Source organism: Roseovarius sp. D0-M9, assembly GCF_037083805.1.
In the GTDB taxonomy this organism is placed as follows: Bacteria; Pseudomonadota; Alphaproteobacteria; order Rhodobacterales; family Rhodobacteraceae; genus Roseovarius.
The window spans coordinates 110446-129484 of sequence record NZ_JBAPKZ010000006.1; the positions used below are offsets into that span (position 1 = coordinate 110446).

Annotated in this window: 18 protein-coding genes; 5 read left to right on the forward strand and 13 right to left on the reverse strand. The window is 61.4% G+C overall.

Features of this window, described 5'->3' with window-relative positions:
- Window positions 1–86: 86 nt before the first annotated feature.
- The 7 genes from V8352_RS06295 to V8352_RS06325 are packed head-to-tail and all read right to left on the reverse strand — an operon-like array spanning window position 87 to window position 6846.
- On the reverse strand, window positions 87–1076 hold the full coding sequence (locus V8352_RS06295) for a glycosyltransferase (protein ID WP_336423419.1): 990 nt from the start codon (window positions 1074–1076) through the stop codon (window positions 87–89).
- Entirely contained in the window at window positions 1073–1642 is a 570-nt protein-coding gene (locus tag V8352_RS06300) for an SAM-dependent methyltransferase (RefSeq protein ID WP_336423420.1), read from the reverse strand. The genes V8352_RS06295 and V8352_RS06300 overlap by 4 nt, the downstream gene beginning before the upstream one ends.
- Window positions 1639–2343: a PIG-L deacetylase family protein gene (locus V8352_RS06305; protein ID WP_336423421.1), complete on the reverse strand. Its 705-nt coding sequence runs from the start codon at window positions 2341–2343 to the stop codon at window positions 1639–1641. Before V8352_RS06305 ends, V8352_RS06300 begins: the two co-directional genes overlap by 4 nt.
- Entirely contained in the window at window positions 2340–3443 is a 1104-nt protein-coding gene (locus V8352_RS06310; protein WP_336423422.1) for an acyl-CoA dehydrogenase, read from the reverse strand. The genes V8352_RS06305 and V8352_RS06310 overlap by 4 nt, the downstream gene beginning before the upstream one ends.
- Complete coding sequence (locus V8352_RS06315) at window positions 3444–4502, reverse strand: glycosyltransferase family 4 protein (RefSeq protein ID WP_336423423.1); 1059 nt, start codon at window positions 4500–4502, stop codon at window positions 3444–3446.
- A 5-nt stretch (window positions 4503–4507) separates the two neighbouring features.
- Window positions 4508–5476, reverse strand: coding sequence for a glycosyltransferase family 2 protein (locus tag V8352_RS06320; RefSeq protein ID WP_336423424.1), 969 nt, complete (start codon window positions 5474–5476; stop codon window positions 4508–4510).
- Complete coding sequence (locus tag V8352_RS06325) at window positions 5473–6846, reverse strand: glycosyltransferase family 2 protein (RefSeq protein ID WP_336423425.1); 1374 nt, start codon at window positions 6844–6846, stop codon at window positions 5473–5475. The genes V8352_RS06320 and V8352_RS06325 overlap by 4 nt, the downstream gene beginning before the upstream one ends.
- 806 nt (window positions 6847–7652) lie before the next feature.
- Between V8352_RS06325 and V8352_RS06330 the strand changes: the two genes are divergently transcribed.
- From V8352_RS06330 to V8352_RS06350, 5 genes are all read left to right on the forward strand, one after another.
- Window positions 7653–8069 carry a CopG family transcriptional regulator gene (locus V8352_RS06330; RefSeq protein ID WP_336423426.1) on the forward strand — a complete coding sequence of 139 codons (417 nt, stop codon included), beginning with the start codon at window positions 7653–7655 and terminating at the stop codon, window positions 8067–8069.
- A gap of 31 nt (window positions 8070–8100) precedes the next feature.
- Window positions 8101–9207: an extracellular catalytic domain type 1 short-chain-length polyhydroxyalkanoate depolymerase gene (locus V8352_RS06335; RefSeq protein WP_336423427.1), complete on the forward strand. Its 1107-nt coding sequence runs from the start codon at window positions 8101–8103 to the stop codon at window positions 9205–9207.
- A gap of 532 nt (window positions 9208–9739) precedes the next feature.
- The gene (locus tag V8352_RS06340) at window positions 9740–10285 is read left to right on the forward strand and encodes a hypothetical protein (RefSeq protein ID WP_336423428.1); all 546 of its coding nucleotides are present in this window, start codon (window positions 9740–9742) and stop codon (window positions 10283–10285) included.
- A complete protein-coding gene (locus V8352_RS06345; RefSeq protein WP_336423429.1) occupies window positions 10282–10680 on the forward strand; it encodes a phage holin family protein in 399 nt (132 codons plus the stop codon). The genes V8352_RS06340 and V8352_RS06345 overlap by 4 nt, the downstream gene beginning before the upstream one ends.
- A complete protein-coding gene (locus V8352_RS06350) occupies window positions 10670–11854 on the forward strand; it encodes a DUF3618 domain-containing protein (protein WP_336423430.1) in 1185 nt (394 codons plus the stop codon). Before V8352_RS06345 ends, V8352_RS06350 begins: the two co-directional genes overlap by 11 nt.
- 84 nt (window positions 11855–11938) lie before the next feature.
- On the opposite strand, the gene V8352_RS06355 is transcribed toward V8352_RS06350, so the two are convergent.
- The 6 genes from V8352_RS06355 to nirK all read right to left on the reverse strand — a co-directional run bounded on the left by V8352_RS06355 (window position 11939) and on the right by nirK (window position 19024).
- Window positions 11939–13171, reverse strand: a complete 1233-nt coding sequence (locus V8352_RS06355) for an META domain-containing protein (protein WP_336423431.1) — start codon at window positions 13169–13171, stop codon at window positions 11939–11941.
- 203 nt (window positions 13172–13374) lie between these two features.
- On the reverse strand, window positions 13375–14484 hold the full coding sequence (locus tag V8352_RS06360; protein WP_336423432.1) for a calcium:proton antiporter: 1110 nt from the start codon (window positions 14482–14484) through the stop codon (window positions 13375–13377).
- Between the two features lie 17 nt (window positions 14485–14501).
- Window positions 14502–15251, reverse strand: coding sequence for a hypothetical protein (locus tag V8352_RS06365; RefSeq protein ID WP_336423433.1), 750 nt, complete (start codon window positions 15249–15251; stop codon window positions 14502–14504).
- Window positions 15251–16624: a metal-dependent hydrolase family protein gene (locus tag V8352_RS06370; RefSeq protein ID WP_336423434.1), complete on the reverse strand. Its 1374-nt coding sequence runs from the start codon at window positions 16622–16624 to the stop codon at window positions 15251–15253. The genes V8352_RS06365 and V8352_RS06370 overlap by 1 nt, the downstream gene beginning before the upstream one ends.
- Before the next feature lie 418 nt (window positions 16625–17042).
- Window positions 17043–17792 carry a formylglycine-generating enzyme family protein gene (locus V8352_RS06375; protein ID WP_336423435.1) on the reverse strand — a complete coding sequence of 250 codons (750 nt, stop codon included), beginning with the start codon at window positions 17790–17792 and terminating at the stop codon, window positions 17043–17045.
- Window positions 17793–17806: 14 nt separating this feature from the next.
- A complete protein-coding gene (gene nirK, locus V8352_RS06380; RefSeq protein WP_336423436.1) occupies window positions 17807–19024 on the reverse strand; it encodes a copper-containing nitrite reductase in 1218 nt (405 codons plus the stop codon).
- Between the last annotated feature and the right edge of the window lie 15 nt (window positions 19025–19039).

A 19039-nucleotide genomic window follows, 5' to 3' on the forward strand; every position in this document is an offset into this window, starting at 1 on the left:
AAAATTGCTCACGCAATTGAGCGTGAAAAAGCATCTAGATGCAAGTGATAGCCTATTTGTTCGCAAATATAGACGGCTAGCGCTCATCATCCCGTTTCGACGCGCGCGCCATGCATGGCCGAGTCGCACGTAGCGGTGCGCGCGCGCTTGGCCTTTAGGAGACCAAGAAAGGTTTCAAGTTTTTCAATGTTTTGCGGCAGCTCCCTGACGTGCAGGCGTCTGGCGTCGGGAACGAGGGGCGGCCATGCACCCAGCGTCCCGTTTTCTGCGTTGGTCACGAGCCATTCGGCGCCGGGCAGGCAATCATCGACCAGATAATCCGCGCCGCTGATCCGCGCTTTGAGGGCGTCCGACATGCCGCCCAGCGCCCGCCCGGTCAGGCGGCAGGATGCACGCACCACAACATCGTCGACGTGGCGCACCCGGTAGCCGGCCAATCGCATGGCGCGCACGATCTGGCGATCTTCGCCGCATGTAATCTGCGCAAATCCGCCAACGGCAAGATAAGCCGTCTTGCGAAATGCCAGGCTGGCGCCAGCAGCTTCACCATGGGTTCTGTCAAGGCCGCGGGCGCTGGCGACGTGGCGAGCGTAAACACTTTGAACCAGCGTTCTGTAGTGGCCCTCTGTGGCGGCGAGCGCTTGGTCCATCCCGTCCAGAATGCCTCTTTCCGCTTCGAGCAGGTCGATCTTGCCGCAGACGGCATCTGCAGATTGCAGATGGCCTACGTTGCGTGCGACCCAGTTCGGGGCAACGATGCAATCTGCATCCGTCGTTAGGATATCGCGCAGATGCGGCATCCGGCCAATCGCGTGATCGCAGCCCATGCGGCGCGCTGTGCCTACACCTTCGTCTTGCGTCAGAACGCACTCCAGAATTTCAACGTCCAGACCACATCGGGACGCCACGTCAGCGGCAATACTGCCGGTCGCGTCGCTTGTGTTGTTGATGACCAGAATGATCGTGGTGCGCGGGCAGAGCTGTCCTTTGAACGCCGTCAGACAGGCACCAATCCGCTCCACCTCGTTGCGGGCGGGGATCACCATGGCAATGTCCTTTGGCGCATCACGCGTCATGTCGCGCCCCTCCGCAGGCCGCGGTCGATACGATAATCCCGGGCCTGTTTGCCACGTTCAAACTCATGCGTCTCTGACATCGCGGCCATGAATGTCGAAACAGCGTCATGGCCTTGCAGATCATTTCCAGTCTCACCAAGGTAAGACACGCAGATGATTTCGGCACGCGGCCATCTGTCAGTTATGTCCTGCGCAAGCCGTTCAATGCTGCATTGGTCCAGAAAATACAGAATTTCCGAAAGAATTAGCAGATCATAGTCGTCTTGCGGCAAGGCACATGGGTAGAATCCCGTGAAAAAGCTGGCCGAAGGCACCGCCTCTCGGGCTGCATCCACGGCCCTATTGACCGCATCCATACCGGTGTATCGCACGCACAGATCCACAAGCTGCCTTGCCAGTTGTCCATTGCCGCACCCCAGTTCAAAAGCCGAGCGATACCGTCCACGCGAAAGCGCCCTGCGCGTTGCCGCGAATTTCGCTCGCTCGTAGGCGCTGGTCCTGAAATTCCACGGATCGTCACTGTCCGAGTATAGGCCATGAAGGTGTTCGGAGCTGACCCCCATCATGGCATCCTCCAGAAAATTTCGTCGGCGTTGACGAACTTTTCGATCATTTCGGTTGGCAATACGAAACCATCAGGATCATCAAGGACCACCTTGCCAAGTTGGCTGAGGTGCGATCCGATTGCGGCGCGCTTCTGCACGCGCCACTGGTCGGTGTTCAAGTGAATTGGATTCCGCCCCAGCACGGCACGATCAAACTCGGGGTCGTCCCAGCGACACCAGACCGGATAGCTGTAGAATGTCCAGTCCGGGCGCAGGCGTCGCATGACCTTGGCCACTTCAGCGACGACCTTGTGATCTTCGTGGTGATCTTCGGCGGCGGGCGCCAGAATATGCCGCGCCCCGCATGCATCGACGATGGGCAGAAGATCAGCCGCCATGCGCGCAGGGTCGAGCCGGTAGAGTTCGGCATCCCGCAGCCCCATCCACGTCAAATCGGACGCGGTCCCGCCCAGGCACATGATGGCCGCCTCCAACTCGGCCCGGCGGCGCGCCGCCAGTCTTGCGGGTGGCCACTGTGCCGAATTCGGATGCGAGGCACTCCCATCGGTCAGGCAGATCACATGCGCCCCCGCGCCGGCAAAGACACGGGCCAGCAGCGCCCCGCAGCCCAAGGATTCGTCGTCTGGATGCGGCGCCAGCACGACCAGCCTCTCCCGGCCGATTTCGCCCTCGGCCTGAAGGGAGCGACACTCACGGTTCATTGGAATATCCCCCAGATACCACCATCGTGTCCAAGCGCCTCTTCGGCCGCCCGCAAAAGGAACGCATCGCGCGCTGCCTGGCGAAGGTAGACGGCGAGATCACGGGCCATCCGCCCGGTTTGCGCGCCCGCATCGAAGTGCTGAATGCCCAGGCTCTGCTCAACCGCCCGGATCGCGTCCAATGCAATCTCTTCGGTCACGAGGCGGGCCGAGATGGAGGCGCTGACGATCTCTTCTGCCCGCAGGTCCGGATTTACCGTAGCGGCGGCTGCACGCTCGACCAGCGATATGCCGGCCCATGCGCGCATCAAGACTGTCATCAAGCGCGTCTGCTGCGGCTGCGCCTGCATACGTCCCATGCTCCGCAGTTGTGCCGCGGCTACGTCCAACAGGCCCACCGCGGCGCCCACCTGCAAAGCTGCGATCCGCCAGACGCCCCCGACGAAATGAGGCTCTTTCAGATACTCGCCCGGCTTCCCGATCCAGTCCACGGCGCTCTCGGGGAGGTCGGTGAAATCGAATGTGCCGGATGTGGTCGCCTTCATCCCCTGCATGTTCCAGGTGCCGGTGTCAGCGCGCGCCATGTTCGACACGTCGATCAGCGCCAGTCGGACATCCGGCCCCGAGTCCACGGTGACGATGGCATGGGACACCGTACCCAGCCCCGACGCAAACCTCTTGCCCCCGGACAGGCAGCCGCGCAGAGGATCCCAAGTCACGGGCGCGTCGCCGTCTGCCCCCCAAACCCCGAGGAAGGCGCCTCTTCCTATCAGGTCATCCGCCCTCGCCCGTTGGCCCGGCCCGGCGTAGAGCGCAATCAATGCGAGGGCGTTCACATGGCCTTCCCATAGCCGCCCAACACTCAGGTTGGCAGCGCCAACCTTCATCAGGGACCTTGCCGTGCGTTCGGGCCGTCCCATGCCATCGTCGGTCAAGGCGCCCGCCGATCTCAGCAAATCCGTGGACCGAGCAATCGGGCGCGTGCCCGCCTCCTCGGCTGCCGCTGAGGCTGACAACTCGGCCAGCAGTGCCGGCGCCAGGTGGCCGTCTTGGGCCGGCGCACATGCCTTCGCGTCTGGTGTGTTCAACGACAATGCCATCTATCCCACCTGCGCCGCCTGCTGAGCAGGATTATTCGACCTGCTGCAGTTGGCGCTTCCCAAGACAAGATCCGTCCAGGCCCTGGCGATGGCTGTCATCCGAAAGGCGGGGTTTGCCGCTATCACAGGATACCGTGACTGCCATTCTGCAAGCCGTTCTACGATGGCCGAGGTGTCGTGCCCGTCGACCATCTGCTCTGCGCTGCTGAGTATCTCCTCGTTTGCGCCCAGACCCCGACTGACCAAGGCGGGGGTGCCTACAGCATTGGCCTCTGCCAGAACCAGACCGAATGTCTCGGCAAAAGTCGTTTGCGGATAGAAGAGACAGAGCGCGCGCCGCATCTGCGAGATAAGCGCCGCATGCGACAGCGACCCAAGGAAGGTCACCCCGTCTGGCACGGTGCCCACATCGCATTTCAAGTATCCGGGGTCCGCGACGGCCAGCGTAAGCTCCGGCAGGATTCGGCGTGCTGCCACGAATTGTTGGAAAACTTCGGCAAGCCCCTTGTGGGGGGAACTCGCAAAAAGCAGCATGTTGAGATCACGCGGGCATTCCTGACGCTGCAAATCATCAGCGATCGGATTGTAGATCAAGGTGATCGACGGACAGTCGGGCGCGCCGATGAAATCGGCCACGGCTCTGGCATGGGTTTGCGAAACGCAGATGACGGTGACATTCGCCGCTTTCAGGGCCGCGCCCATCTTGCGATTGTGCCGTCCGGGATAGACGTGCAGCCAGAGGAAAATAGGCGTATCCGGGTTCAGCTTGCGCAGCTTGAGGGCCACCTTCCATTGGTTGATAACGACGATCCCCCCCACATCGAGGGGCGCGAATGCCTCTTGCAGGGGTCGCAACTGCCCGGCGCCGGACCGCCGGCTTTCCGTTCTGCCATTTTGATAGACCGCGACATCAATGCTGTGCCGCAGCGCCGCTCCGATGCGCAAAACAGTGGCTTCAGTTCCGCCCAAGCCTCCTGTCTCCATATCTGAGGGATCATACCCTCCGGCGCAGCACGGATCGACGATTGCCAGCGCAGGAAGGCTTTGAAGTGATTGCATCTGCATCATTGTGCCGCCACCCCAGCCATCGAAGCCATCGCAAGGCCGTCCTTCAGCCGTGCGAGGGTCCGAGATGTCATCGGAATATCGCGTTTTCCCAAGAGGTGTGGATTGCTGACAAAAGAGACATCCAGCGCAGGGATATCGATCGGAACAGGCGCAACCCGCCCGGTTCTGCGCCATTCTGCCACCTTGTCCCAAACCATCCGGCGATCCGCCTTGCGCGTCGCGCTGTCGTAATCGGACGCTCTGGATTGCGTCAGGCTGTCGGAGGTTTCTATCTTGGTCAGCAGCAACTCGGGGATGATCCACACGATCTCGCCGTTCAGGATCAATCTATTCCGAAACTCCCGGTCTTCCTCGATGCAGTTTTCAAATCCGCCAAGCCGCCTGAAAACATCGGTGCGAAACAGCCCGGAGTTGATATGGGTCCACTCACCGGGCACTTGCGTGCCAATCTGAAGGTTTGGAAAGACGTCGTCGAATAGTGAAACATCCCGGCGGATTTCAACACGCCTTCCATCGGGAAGGATCAGTTCGTGATGCGTCAGCGCCGCGCCCACCTCTAGCGCCTGCCCCGATGCCTTGCCACAAAGCGCCCAGTTAAGACACTCATCGGCAGTGATTTTTTGCGTTGTGAGCACCCGCACCTGATGCAGAACCTTGTCGCGATGCGGCAAATCGTCGGAATCGTGAAATGTCACGGCGTCGCCGCCCGTCAGAAGAAGACCGGCGTTCTTTGCATGCGCCGCACCCAGATTGTTGGCGAGCCGGATGTAATTGAACTGCGGGTTGGAAAAGAACCGGCGCAAGGCGCCAAGCGTTTCGTCAGTGCTGGCATCATCCATGACGGTCACCCGACAATTCCACCACGATTGATCAAGCGCGGCCTGGATGGCTTTGACGACCTGATGCGCCCGGTTGTAGGTCGGCAGAACAATATCGACCAAGGGGGCGAGCGGATCGGCACTCATGCTGCGGCCTCCATGTGATCCGGCATTATGGCGGCGCGGTAGGACCGCAGGCTAATATCCGTCAGGATCGCGGCGGGCAGTGGCAGCATCAACGCCAGCAATGCAGCGATGATCACCGGGTCCGTCTGCTGCGCACCGATCAGAGCAAGGAAAGAGACGGCAAAGAGGACCATATGACCAAAGGGCACGCGCCCTCCGATGACACCCCTGCAGGCCCGCGAAAGATTGGCACCGGATTTATCCGTGACGACAAATTGCAGGTCTTTGCCAAGCAGCGCGTCAAACGTTGCCTTGGCGGCCCGCGGCGCAAGGGCAAGGCGGCATGCCACAGCATCAAACGTCATTTTGAGGCCGCGCGCCTCTCGGAGCCCTCGGCCCGTGACCCGCAGCGTTATATCAAGAAGGCTCAGAACAATTGACGCCGCCGCAAGGCCGGCCAATGTGGGCGCCTCTTGTTGCACCAGCAAAGCCGGCAGCAAAAGCAACGCCGGCAACAGGGCAAGGTTGAACCAGGCTGTCAGTTGGGAAATCACGACAAACCGCTTGTGCAGGTTCAATGACCCTGTGCGCCCGAAAATGATGGGCAGATGGCGAAGAAGCGTTTGCAGATTTCCGCTGCACCAGCGGTATCGTTGCTTTTCCAGATCGCCCAGTGAGAACGGCAAAAGCCCCTGCCCGACGATCTGGTTGATAAAGCGCCCACTATATCCCGCATTGCACAGCCGGACCCCGAGTTCGGCATCTTCCGTGGTTGTCACGCCGGACCATCCCCCAGCCGCCTGGAGCGCCTCGCGTGAAATGACGCAGAGCGTCCCGGTCAACAACACGGCTTCGGCCTCGTCTGCGACCATGGCGTTTGATCGGAAATATTCTTCTAGTTCGGCGTCCACACCGGCCGCCGTCTGATTGGTACCCTGATACGATTGGGGAAACTGAACATAATCCGCGCCAGTTCGCGCCAGGGCAGAGGCCGCAATGGCCAGAAAATCGGCATGCACGACGTAATCGGCATCCACCGTGACAACATGGCTGGCGTCGATGCGCGTATCCTTCAATGCAATGTTCAATGCACCCGCCTTCGCGCCCTCGACACCGAGTTGGTGGATGAAGGTCAGCCGATTGGAGTGTTGCTGGCAAAACATTTCGACCGGACGCCAAAGGTCTTCATCACGCGTGTTGTTGTCCATTACGATGACTTCGAAACCATCCGCCGGCCAATTCTGGTTCAGCAATGCCCGCAAAGTGCGTATCACCATGGCAGGTGGTTCGGAGTGGGTCGCGACATGCACCGAAAACACCGGCGCGCGAAACGTGTCATGCGCGCGTATGACCGGCTTTGGCCAAAGCGCCAGCACAGGGCGAAGGGCCATCAGCACTACTTGAAGAGCGATGATGATACTGCACGCGACAACGCCGACGGCAGGAACCCAGATACATAAGGTCAGCAGCCCAACAGCAGCGAGCAATTTTAGTCTCATGGTCTATCCCCAAGGTGTCTCGCAGCGCTTAGCTCTGACACAGTCCAGTTCAGCAAACAGCCAACCCGGCCACCGCGCTCGTTAACGCCGCACAAACGGTCTTGGTTCAGCGGTAACAGTTTGCACTTGTCATCATTGGTCCCTTACATCGGTCTGTTGACGTCCCCGTTTCAATTACGCGCTCATGCAAAGCCGATGAGGCTCAGCACAAACAGGACGATCACAATCGCGCCGACGATGTAGACGATCTGGCTCATGGGTAGTCCTTTCTAATGGTCACGCCCTGCGCCTTGCCATGCTGTCAGCATGGTCCGGGATTCCAGCGCAGTGGCCGATGCGCCAAGCCCGCAAGGTGCGGCGAATATTGTATCCGAATGGGCAGCCAGGGCTTTCTTGCGCAGAAATGCCTCAGGGAGGAAGGGTAGCCCCCGTTCGCACCGAGCGCCGTCCCGGCTGCCCGGTCTCTAAAGTGTACTCGGTACGTCTGGCTGAACACAAAGCAACGCTATGTCTTAACGCAGCGGGCACATAGGGACGGAATCTACTCACTGCGCGGGTCTCTGCGCAGGCAGAGGCATGGTCGGCGTCCACTGGCGCCAATCAGACGGTCACCTCGGCAAAACGTCCAAATCGAGATTTCGGGGCTTGCAAGCGATCAATGAACATCCATATACCATCCATACAGATGGAGAATTGGCATGAGCAACGTCAGGCAGCTTCGCGACAAGACCCCGGATAGTGAAAAAATCACGATTAATCTCGGCTACGTCGATCTGGGGCGTATCGACCTGCTGGTGCAGGAAGGCTTCTATTCGAACCGCAGCGATTTCATTCGCACCGCAATTCGCAATCACCTCGGCGGCCATGCTGACGTCGTCACCAAATCGGTTGAGCGGCACACGATGGAACTGGGTCTGCGCGACTACACACGGGCCGATCTGGAAGCCCTGCGCGACGCCGGCGAAGTGCTGCACGTCAAGGTCGTGGGTCTGGCCCGGATCGACCCGGATGTGACATCAGAACTGGCGCTGCAAACTATTGGCTCGATCACCGTTCTGGGCGCCTTGCAGGCCCCCCCGGAGATCAAGAAGGCCCTTGCCGATCGAATTCTGTGACCCAACCCAACCCCAATACAGGATATCTGACATGTTTGAATTCAACGCTGGCGCATCTCGCCCGGTGAAAGATGCCGCACGCGACAAACGGATTGCCGACGCACAGGATCTGGTGCAGCGGACACTTTCCCAGCACGGCCTTGCGCCCCCTGCCATGGACGGGCTTATGCCCTCTGGCGGCCTGCCCCATCAGCATGGCCCTGATGGACTGATGGGCATGCTGAACATGGCACAAGCCTTTGGGGGGCAGAGCCCGCACGCGGCAAAGCCGCAGAGCGTCGTCACGCCCGAGGGCGCACAATTTCTCTCGGCCACGCATCAGGGCAAGAACGGCAGCCGTGCCTATCGCACCTACGTGCCTGCCTCGACAGACGCGGGGGTCAAGGGGATCGTGATGATGCTGCATGGTTGCACGCAAAACCCCGAGGATTTCGCCATCGGCACCGGTATGAACGCCCTCGCCGACCGCGACGGCTTCGTCGTGATCTATCCTGAGCAGTCACGCGGCGCGAATGCGCAAACCTGCTGGAACTGGTTCAGTCCGGGCGACCAGCGGCGCGATCGTGGAGAGCCGGATATTCTGGCCGGTATCGCCCGCAAGACGATGTCCGAGCATGATGTTCCCCAGAGCCGCACTTTCGTCGCCGGACTGTCCGCGGGCGCGGCCATGGCCGTCATCTTAGGGCAGACCCACCCGGACGTCTTTGCCGCTGTCGGGGCGCATTCCGGTCTGCCCTATGGGGCAGCGAAGGATGTGGCATCCGCCTTTGCCGCGATGGCAGGCCAGGGACAGGGCCGGCACACCAATGACAAGTCCGAAGACACTCGCACCATCGCCTTTCATGGAAGCGCGGACAGCACGGTTCACCCCGCCAACGGCGCGGCCATCATCCAGGACGCGGAACGCGCCGGGCCTTCCCAGACCCTCCAGACAACGCGCAATGGCAATGCGTCGGGCCGCGCCTACTCCGTGGCGCTCAGCATCGGGCAAGACGGACAGAGCCATTTGGAGCACTGGGTGATCGACGGCCTCGGCCACGCCTGGTCAGGCGGCCAATCTGGCGGCTCTTACACCGACCCAAAGGGCCCCGATGCCAGCGCGGAAATGATCCGGTTTTTCTTTAACTCCAAGGGGTGATGTTCCCGGGCCCGGTAGGCTTGCCTGCCGGGCAACAGACGCCAAGGTAACGACCGCACCACTCGATCTCCTCCCACAGCTCCGGCGCAACTTGGCAACAGGTAATGCCGCTCCTTGGGAGGCTGAGTTGCGCCCCACAGATCAAGTCTTGAAGTCCATCCGAACAGACCATTCTCACAGACGGAATTGTAACGGCGGGAGCGGTTGAGGCTCGCGCCAAGGCAGGCTTGCGGCTCAGCCTGCGGGCCAATCGGGCGACCAAGATCCATTCTTCTTCTGCACCAATACGCCCCTTGAATGGATGAATGCATCACCCACGCGCACTTGCCGTGGACGGCCCCAAGATTCCGTGCAGGCACTTTCAACCTTGGGGAACAAAATCCGGCAAGCTGAGTTGTCCCGTCATGTCACATCCATGTGAAATCACCGCTCGGGTGAAGCCGAGCATGAATGGAAATTTTCATCTCCTCGAATTGATTGTGGTGACCCTCGCCACCCTCAATCTGGCGATTTGAATTTACGGGAGATCACGATGACCAATCGAACCTCACATACCGCAGACGACGTAAAACAAAAGGCCAAGGACACGGCTGCCGATGTTGGCGACAGCGCCCGCGAAACCGCTCAGAATGCGGCTGGCACGGTGCGCGACGAGGCCGCGCGACATGCAGAGAGCGCCAAGGATGGCGTCGCGGACGAAGTCTCCGACGTCGCCTCGGCGCTGCGCAAGGCAGCTGATGACATGCGCAACGGCTCCCCGCAGGAGCGCACATTTGGCCAGATCGCCGGTGGCCTCGCCGATGTGTCGGAGTCCATCCGAGGCAAGGATCTGGGCGAAATGGCGAATGAACTGAGTGGCTTTGCCAAGCGTAATCCAATGCTGTTTCTCGGCGGTATGGCACTGGCTGGCTTCGCGGCAACGCGCTTTGCCACGGCCTCGGCCCGCCGGGACGAAGAAGGCACGGAGGAGCCCAGCCCGATCAGGACCGCATCGTCGGTCCATGCCGATCGCGCGGCGCGCACGCCTGCACCGGGCCACACGCCCGCCACGCCACCTGCCCCAGGAGGTACGTCATGACCGACCCGACCCAAAAATCGACGTCCGACATGCTCGGCGACGCCCTCAACCACGTCAGTTCGCTCGTGCGAAAGGAAGTGGATCTGGCGCGCGCGGAAGTTTCTGAGAATCTCAACCGCGCGGGCGTTGCGATTGGCCTGATCTTGGGCGGTGTGATCGTCGCGCTGACGGCTCTCAATGTTCTGTCAGGCGCCTTGGTCGCGGCCCTTACCGAGGCCGGGATGGACGCAGGCTGGAGCGCTCTGATCGTTGGCACGGTCTTTGCCGTCATCGCCTATGTCATGGCCAACAAGGGGATCAACGATCTGAAGCTCGCAAACCTCGTACCTTCGCGCACCTCGAAAAACGTCAAGGCTGACGCCAATGCAGTAAAGGAAGGCTATCATGACAAATAACTCGAAATCTCCCGAAGAAATCGAACGCGAAATCGAACGTGAGCGCGCAGGTTTGAAGGAGTCCATTCACGATTTGCAGGGCCGCTTCTCACTTGATGGCGCGTTCCAGCAACTGGGCGATCAATTCCGCGAACATGGCGGCGAATTTGGTCGTTCGGTCGCCAAATCGGCACGCGACAACCCTATGGCGCTGGCGCTGACGGGCGCGGGGCTGGCGTGGCTGATTTTCGGCAATAACCAGAAGTCAGACCGCCGCGATGACTATGGCCGCGACGATCGGTATCTGCCCCCGCGCCAGCAGGCTCGTCATCTGGATGGCGGCGAAGATGTTCCCGCCAACGCAGCGCGGCGCGGCGCAAGCTATTCCGGGCCGAAATCGGCAGCGCGGCGTCCGGCCGTGGCAGAGCCGTCATGGGCCCGCGACTGGGATCAGGAGGAGTATACCCGCACAGGCACCGCCGCGTCCGGGCATACTTCGGACAAGGGCGGATCAGACAAAGGCGGAATGGGTGCACGCCTTGGTGAAGCTGCCGGCGATGCGCGCCATAGCGTTGCATCCGGCGCCTCTAGTGCCGCACGCGGCGTCTCGGACACTGCGTCAAGCGCGGCACAAGGCGTTCGCGATAGCGCTGGCAACATTTGGAACAGCGCGTCCGAACATGCCGAGGCCGTGCAACGACGCCTCTACGAAAGCACCGAGCACTTGTCGCATGAGGCGCGCGAGCGCATTGCAGCGGCGCGTGCCCGAGCGATGGATGCACGCGATGAGGCCGCCGTGCGCCTGCGCAAAGGCGGCGATCAGGCGGCAGACTTCTATGGCCAGCACCCGCTGGTTGTCGGCGCGCTGACCTTTGCCGTTGGTGCGGCTGTCGCCGGGGCATTGCCGCGCACGCGCGCCGAGGACAAGTATGTCGGCAGCTACAGCGACGATCTCTATGACGAGGCTGAGCGTATCTATTCCGAAGAGGTCGAGAAGGCGCAAAAGGTCGTCAAGGCGGGTGTGGACGAGGCAAAAACAGTTGCATCGGACATGCAGTCAGACGCCGAGGCAGCTGCGGACAAGGCCACGGAGAAGGCAAAATCCGCTGCCGATCAGGTGGCCACTGCGGCCAAGAAGAAGGCAGAGGACGAGCACTTGGGCGACGTCAAGCGAGACGTCAAGAACAAGAGCTGATCTGTTGGGGCGGTCCGATGACGGACCGCCCTGCCCTTCCGACCTTCACAAGCATAAACCTTGGCGCGCAACCTCGTCCAAATCTCACGGACGGTTTGCGGTCAGCACGGCGTTGCCTTCTGGCCCACCCATCAGCCGCAGCGTGCCGGTGTCATCGACATCAAACCGCTGAACCTCGCCCAGCGCGTCCAGCACCCGGCGTTCTTGCGTCATCAGCGCTTCGGGGCACGCCATCATCGTCACGCCCATCTGCCCCAGTGTAAGACCCTCGCCCGTCAGGTCATATCCGCTCATGAACCGGTTGCAGCCTGTGCTGCCTGAAATGCGCCCGTTTTCATGGAATTGGATTGTTATGGTCGAGTCGTCGACCACCCCCAGACCTGCCACATCCTCAATCTGCCACGCGGCGCCGGTCAACAGACTGGCCGGGTCCCCACCGCAGCCACTAAAGCTGCGATCGTCAAGTTGAAGCGTTGCGCTGTGCGGGTGGGGCATTCCCGTGGCGTCATCCCGGCACATCTTTTCCTCAAGCGTCAGGCGGCTGTCGATCGCAGGCATGTCAAAGACATAGGCGCCGGCTGTGACCTGAACGTCGGGGCGCGGCGCCGTGCGGGTGACCGCGCCGTAATCCGCGACCACCTCCACCTGTGTCTCGGTAATGTTGACGTTCCAGCCCGGCTCGTTACCGCTGGCACGGTATGACGCGGCGGTATCGTCGATCTGCGTGCACTCGGGCAATTCTTCGCCCATGACCGTCACCATGGCCGAGTTTCCCTTGGACCAGAATTCGGTGCTGTCATCATCTTCATTGACATAGCGAGCGCCGGAGGCTGCGACGGCCTCGACCATCTTGTAATCCACGTCATGCACGCGCAGCACCGCGTCATCGTCGACGACGCCGAACTGAACTTCCGTGCCGCCGCAATCGAACCGGCTGGCAAACGCCAGAGCTGTATAGCTCTCGAATTGCAGATCCCCCAGATCGACAGGCTCGCCCCCGGCCTCGAACCCGATATCTCGCACAAGCCACATGGGCTCATCCGCAACGCGAATGAGGGCGCTTATCGTGCCAGAGAGATCCCTCGGCACGTCGAGAACGAAGGGCAGCGGCACCTGTTGGCCCTCAGTTTGGTAGCGAAGCTGGTCAAATTCTGCGTCAAACGCACCTTGCGCGACAATCGTCACCTCGGCATCTTCGGGCAATGCGATCCGTGGCAGGTAGATGAGGTGTCCCGAGACTTGCCGTGTATCCCCTTGCGCATATGCGGTGGCGGCGACACCAAGGGTGAGGGCGACGGAAAGCGAAAATGGCCGCATGAGAATTCTCCGGTGGCGGAAGTCCCGGATCATTCTTTTTCTATTTCAGGACATGTCAAGCGTTCTGGTCTGCTTGAAGTTGCGCGCCTGCGTCGATCCCGTCGCACCGAAAACAGCAGTCCGCGATCCTCATCGTCACCGGCGTGCAGATCGCCCTCGACATGGCGGTCGCGTTGGGAACATTTGTGTGCGGACGCGCGGCGTCAGGGGATCGCGGAAAGCGTCAGGAACGCGCCAAAGATCACCAAGTGAATACCGCCCTGCAACGATGTGGTCCGTCCCATTGCCAGCGTCAATGTCGCCATGAAGAGGCTGAGCAGCAATAGCACGATATGCTCGGCATCAAGCCCAAGGATCAGATCCTGGCCCATGAATAACGAAATTACGGCCACGGTCGGAATGGTCAGGCAAAGACTGGCCAGCGCCGAACCCAAGGCAAGGTTAATGCTGGTTTGCAGCCGGTTTTCCCGCGCTGCGCGAAGGGACGCGACACCTTCGGGCATAAGCACAACCATGGCGATGGCAACGCCGACCAACGCCTCGGGCAGCCCTGCATGGGTGATGCCGACCGCCACAGGGCCGGCAAGGGTCTCGGCCATCAAAACGACGGACACGAGGGCCAGCGGCAGCAGGCCAAGTGCCATGCGAAACGCGCGCCGGTCAATCGGCGCATGGGCGTGTTCCACGTCCCCGGGATCGGCAAAGTCGCCCTGATGCGTGACTGTCTGCGCGTAGAGAAAGAAGCCGTAGAGCGCCAGCGACACAACTGTGACGAAGACAAGCTGCATCGGTGCGTAAAGGGGGCCAGGGACAGCGAGCGTATAGTTCGGCAGCACAAGCGCGAGGATGGCGAGTGTGGCGAGAACCCCGAGCGCGCTTGTGGCGCTATGAGGTTGCAGGGTCTGGCGGTGATAGCGAATGCCCCCGATCAACAGGCAGACACCCAAAATACCATTCAGCACGATCATCAGGGCCGCAAAAACGGTGTCTCGCGCGACCGCACTTTCGCCCTCTGGCGCTGATAGCAGAAGTGACACGATCAGGGACACCTCGATCAACGTGACTGCAAGCGCCAGCAGAATGGAGCCGAAAGGCTGACCCAACCGGTGCGCGACCGTTTCGGCGTGATGAACCGCAGCGAACACCGCCACAAACAAAAGCGGCACTGCCAGCACCATCAGAAACGCCGGCGCCCCATCATGCCCAAGCACATGCAAGACGGCGACAAGCGCCAGCGCGCCCAAGGGGCCCATAACCGTCCAGATCGGAACTGCCACCTTCGGGGGCGTGACTTTATCGGTTGTCGAAGTCATTGGATGGGTTCCAGCCCTCAAAACTGCCAAGTTGCGCCAATGATCGGCCCGCTCATCGCACCGTCGAACACTGTGCCGCTGTCGGAATAATCAAGGTAAAGATGCCGCCATCCTGCGGACAGATACAGGTTTTCCGAGGCTTGGTAATTCGCGGTCACGGCGGCTTGCCATGTGAAATCCGATCCGACGCCAAAGCCGCCAACATCGAAATACCCCAAAAGCGACCAGCGATCAGACAGGTGCGCATTCGCGCGCAGCCCAAGTATCGGATCGACGAATTTTGACTCGGGCGCAATCCGCAATACCGGCGATGAGATTTTACCGTCAATGCGCCACGCCCGCAGACCGCCCAGAAGATCGACGGTCGCCCCCGTGCCAGCCTGAATTCGCCGGCCTGCAGCCAGCGTCAGCGACTGCATCGTTAGCTTGCCCGACGCCGGAATTCCCGGCGGCACGACGCCTGCGCGCGATGACGAAGTGTGGGTGAAATCCCCAAGCAGCACCAGATCACCCCGGCGCGCCAGCCCGGTGACGAAAAAGGCCGCATCCAGATCCTCGAGCACCTCGGACAGCGATTTGTCGAACGATAGGGTCGGCGCGCCGGTGAAGGGCTTGAAATCCCCCGTCACGCCGGCGCCCCAGCCATACAGCGTCACCTGACCGGACCAGTCCTGCGACTTGGCCGCGACCGGCATCAACGCCACCACGACGGTCATCGCAACCATGACGGCAATGGCGCGAATGCCGCCAAACACGGACCAGAGCATCAAAGCTGCTCCTTGAAAACGCGCCCGTCTTTCATGACAAGGCGCAGGTTGGTGTCGGGATCGGCAAGAAAATCGAGATCGGTTTCGGGGTCGCCATCCCAGACAAGGATATCGGCCAGCGCCCCTTCGGCGATAACGCCCAAGCGCCCCTGATACGGCGCGCGGGTGCCGGACATGGCCAGCAGCGCGCCCCCTGCCCCGGTGGCCATGCGCAGCGCCTCCAGCGGGGGCATGAAGCGGGTCAGCTTGGTCAGTTGTCGCCCTTGCGTCGCAGCCCCCGATGGGTTGAAGAGAACATCCGTCCCGAAGGCCATGTTGACCCCTTCGGCGCGGCCCTGCTCGAAGGCGCGGACGGTGCCGCTGGCGACCTGCTGCTGCTTGGCCTGGCTGCGCGGATCTGAATACTGGTTTGCGTCCTCGTCCGCGAGGAATGGCTGGATGCTCCACCAGACATCAGCCTCGGCCATCGCGCGAATGGTCGCCTCGTCCGCCAGCTGGCCGTGCTCGATCGACCGGACGCCAGCCTCGATGCAGCGCAGGATGCCCGTGGGCGTATAGACATGGGCGCAGACATAGGTGCCATAATCGGCCGCCGCCTGAACCGCCGCGCGCATCTCATCAAGCGTATATTGTGCCGTTTCCAGCGGATCGTAAGGCGAGGCAACGCCGCCGCCCGCCATGATCTTGATCTGGCTGGCGCCCTTCATCAACTGTTCGCGGGTGCGGCGCAAAACCTGATCGCGGCCATCGGCAATAGCGGCGACGCCCGCGCTTTCCGTATGGTCGGCTGGATCGCCGGGCATCCGTGGCAGCGTGTTCAGAAGGCGAAAATCCCCATGACCCGAGGTTTGCGACAACATCGCGCCCGAGGGAAAGATGCGCGGGCCGGTGACGGCGCCCTGATCAATCGCCATCTTCAAGCCAAAAACCGGCCCCCCGGTATCGCGCACCGTGGTAAAGCCGCGCATCAAGGTTGCTCCCGCCTCGCGCCCGGCCATTAGGTGAACCCAGCCGATATCCTGCGTCAGCGCGGCAAGCTGGCTGACGCCGACCAGCGTTGCGTGCCAATGATTGTCGATGAGGCCCGGTGTCACGGCCCGCCCGCCGCAATCGATCGCATCCGCCTCTGCCGGACCGCTGCCCTCCGCGGGCAGCGCAGCTATCCGGCCACCCTCGATCAGAATGTCGCGGCCCGTCTGCATGGCCAGCGTGTCACCGTCAAAGAAGCGCAAGTTGGTCAGCAAGGTCGGGCGGCCCGGCGTCTGCGCCTTCACTTCGCGTGGGGCAAGACCAAACCCCGCGAACATGCCGACAACCGCAGCACTGCCGCCCAGAAATTGACGGCGCGATATGTCGGCCTCAATCCGGCTCATCGCGGCTTGGGTTTCAGGCGCACCGCAAAGGCACGGATTGATGGTCGATGCGCCGCTTTCAACGCTTTCACAGCAGGTCAAACACATGCCAGTAAAACCCTTTTCAAAACTGATATTTCAAGTCGCAGCTCAAATATAATGAGTTAGGGATAGCGCGACGCTCATGATCGGCAAACAAAAAATAAAGAAAGGTCCAAGGCGCCTGTCTAATATCTGTCTGCTGTCGCATCGCGTGACGCCAGTTTCGTACCCCGTTTCAAGATGCGAGTTCGCCAATCCAGTTGATCCTGTGGCCGGCGATATCCTCGCTTGCTGAGGTGCAGTGCGACGCTGAAAAGGCAGAAGAACCGCAAGGCCAAGTCGCACGTCATCGCTGGCGCTCGTCTCGACGGTTCTGCTGGCAAGTGCAGAATAGCTGTCAGATCGGGTCATCGGAGACGAGGCGCATGCCCAGATGCGCAGGCGGCGTGCCGACGGCGCAGCCGCCGCGCGCGGGGTCCCGCACCAGATAGGACATCGCCGCGACGTGTTCCCCGCCGACGAAGAACGCGGGGCAGCGGGACGGGTCCAGCCCGTCGCTGGCACCTGCATAGCATTCCTGCGTCCATTCCCAGACACTGCCGTCCAGATCGGCGATGCCCTCGGGTGAGGTCGTGAAACTGCCTTGGGGTTTGAGCGTCCTTGGGGCAGCGCCCTCGGTCAGATAGGCCGAGGCCCATGTGAGTGACGGATCCTTGAAGATAGGATCGGGCTCCTCCGGCAGGACCGACGCGGCCATGACATGCCATTCCCCGGCTGTCGGCAGGCGAAACTCATGCCGTGCGGCGTCATTGATCCAGGCGATATATTCCTGCACGTCGATATAGCTCAGGCCGGTCGCGGGCGTCGTTGCGGGGTCCTGATCGGCGCGCGCGCGAACGCTCAGCGCACAGGCATCCTGAGCGACGCATCGCGCCCATTCGGTGATCGTGACCTCATGACGCTGCACGTAGAGCGCGCGACCGTCGGGGAAGAGGACCGGTCGATCGGCCATGTCCGGCAGAAAGACCGGATCGGGGGCCCGCTGCAAGAGCGCGCCCCCCGCGATGACCGCCGCCAGAAGGCCCAGAGCCGCAAGGCGAAGCGAGGGCCCGAGCGGGAAGAAGTGAGTGGTGGCGGCGGTCGTCATGGCGCGCGTTCCTCTTATGCCGAGAACGCGCGGGGTGCCACGACCTGTTCCATCAATTGGTTGTCCCAGTCGCCATCAACCACGAAGTGAGCGGCCGCACCCAGCAACGCTGCTTCGATCAAGTTGTGATTGACGTAGGCATAGACGCCCGGCTGTTCGAAGGTGTACATCGCCGCCACGGCGCTGCCGCCACGCACGAACCACGTCTCCATTCCGGTCATCGGCGCGTCGGAGAAAGAGCTTTCCCAGACATAATCGCCGTGCCCGCCGATCAGGTGCGGGCGCGAGTCCCGGTTCGCCTGATTGTGGATCATCAGCACCGTTTCACCAACCTTGGCGCGCAGGGCATTCTCGCCAGTCAACGCACCCACCGCACCGTTGAACACCGAATGGGTCGGGATCAGGGTTCGCATAGCGGTCAGGCTATCGGCATAATCATCACCGGCGGCATCATAGCTGCGGTAATCGCCGTTCTCGTCCATCGGCAGGTAGTAATCCTGTTCCCCGATATAGGCGATGCTGTCGTATTTCAGCGGGTTGCCATTGCCGTCCTTCAGCCCGTCGCGGGGCAGAACCATGACAGCACCGTTCATTCCGTGGCAGACGTGATATGGGATCATCGCGCCGCCAGGGGCGCAGTGATAGGTAAAGCAGCCCGGCTTGGTCGCCTTCCAACGCAGGACACATTCCTCGCCAGGATAGACGTGGGTCAGGCCACCGCCCCCCAAGGCACCGGTGGAGGCGTGAAAGTCAATATTGTGCTCCATCATGCTGCTGGTCGGATTGCGCAAGGTCAGCTCGACCATGTCGCCTTCGTGGCAGATGATCAGCGGGCCGGGAACCGAACCATTGTATGTCAGGGCCCAGATCGACGCACCGGTATCTTCGTCCACCACCATCAGGCGCTCGGTGGTCTCCATGAGGATCTCGATGATCTTCGGGCCGCCAGTGGCAACCTGTTCGTGCACGGGGGCAAAGGGCGGTGCAACCAACTCCTGCTTGACGCGGGTGTAGCCGGACAGGTCGGCTTCTATCGTGTTGGGTTCCGCAGCTTGTACACCTGCGGCCTTGTAAAGCTTTGCCGACGCTGTGTTGGCCACGTTTAGTCTCGGTGTGCGCGGCGTTGCCATCGCACCAGCTCCGACCATTGCCGCAGCACTGGCGAGGAGCGAGCCACGCAGCACATTGCGACGACTGGTTTTCACACGTCCTGGGTTGATGAATTTGGTCATTGTTCCCTCCATTGG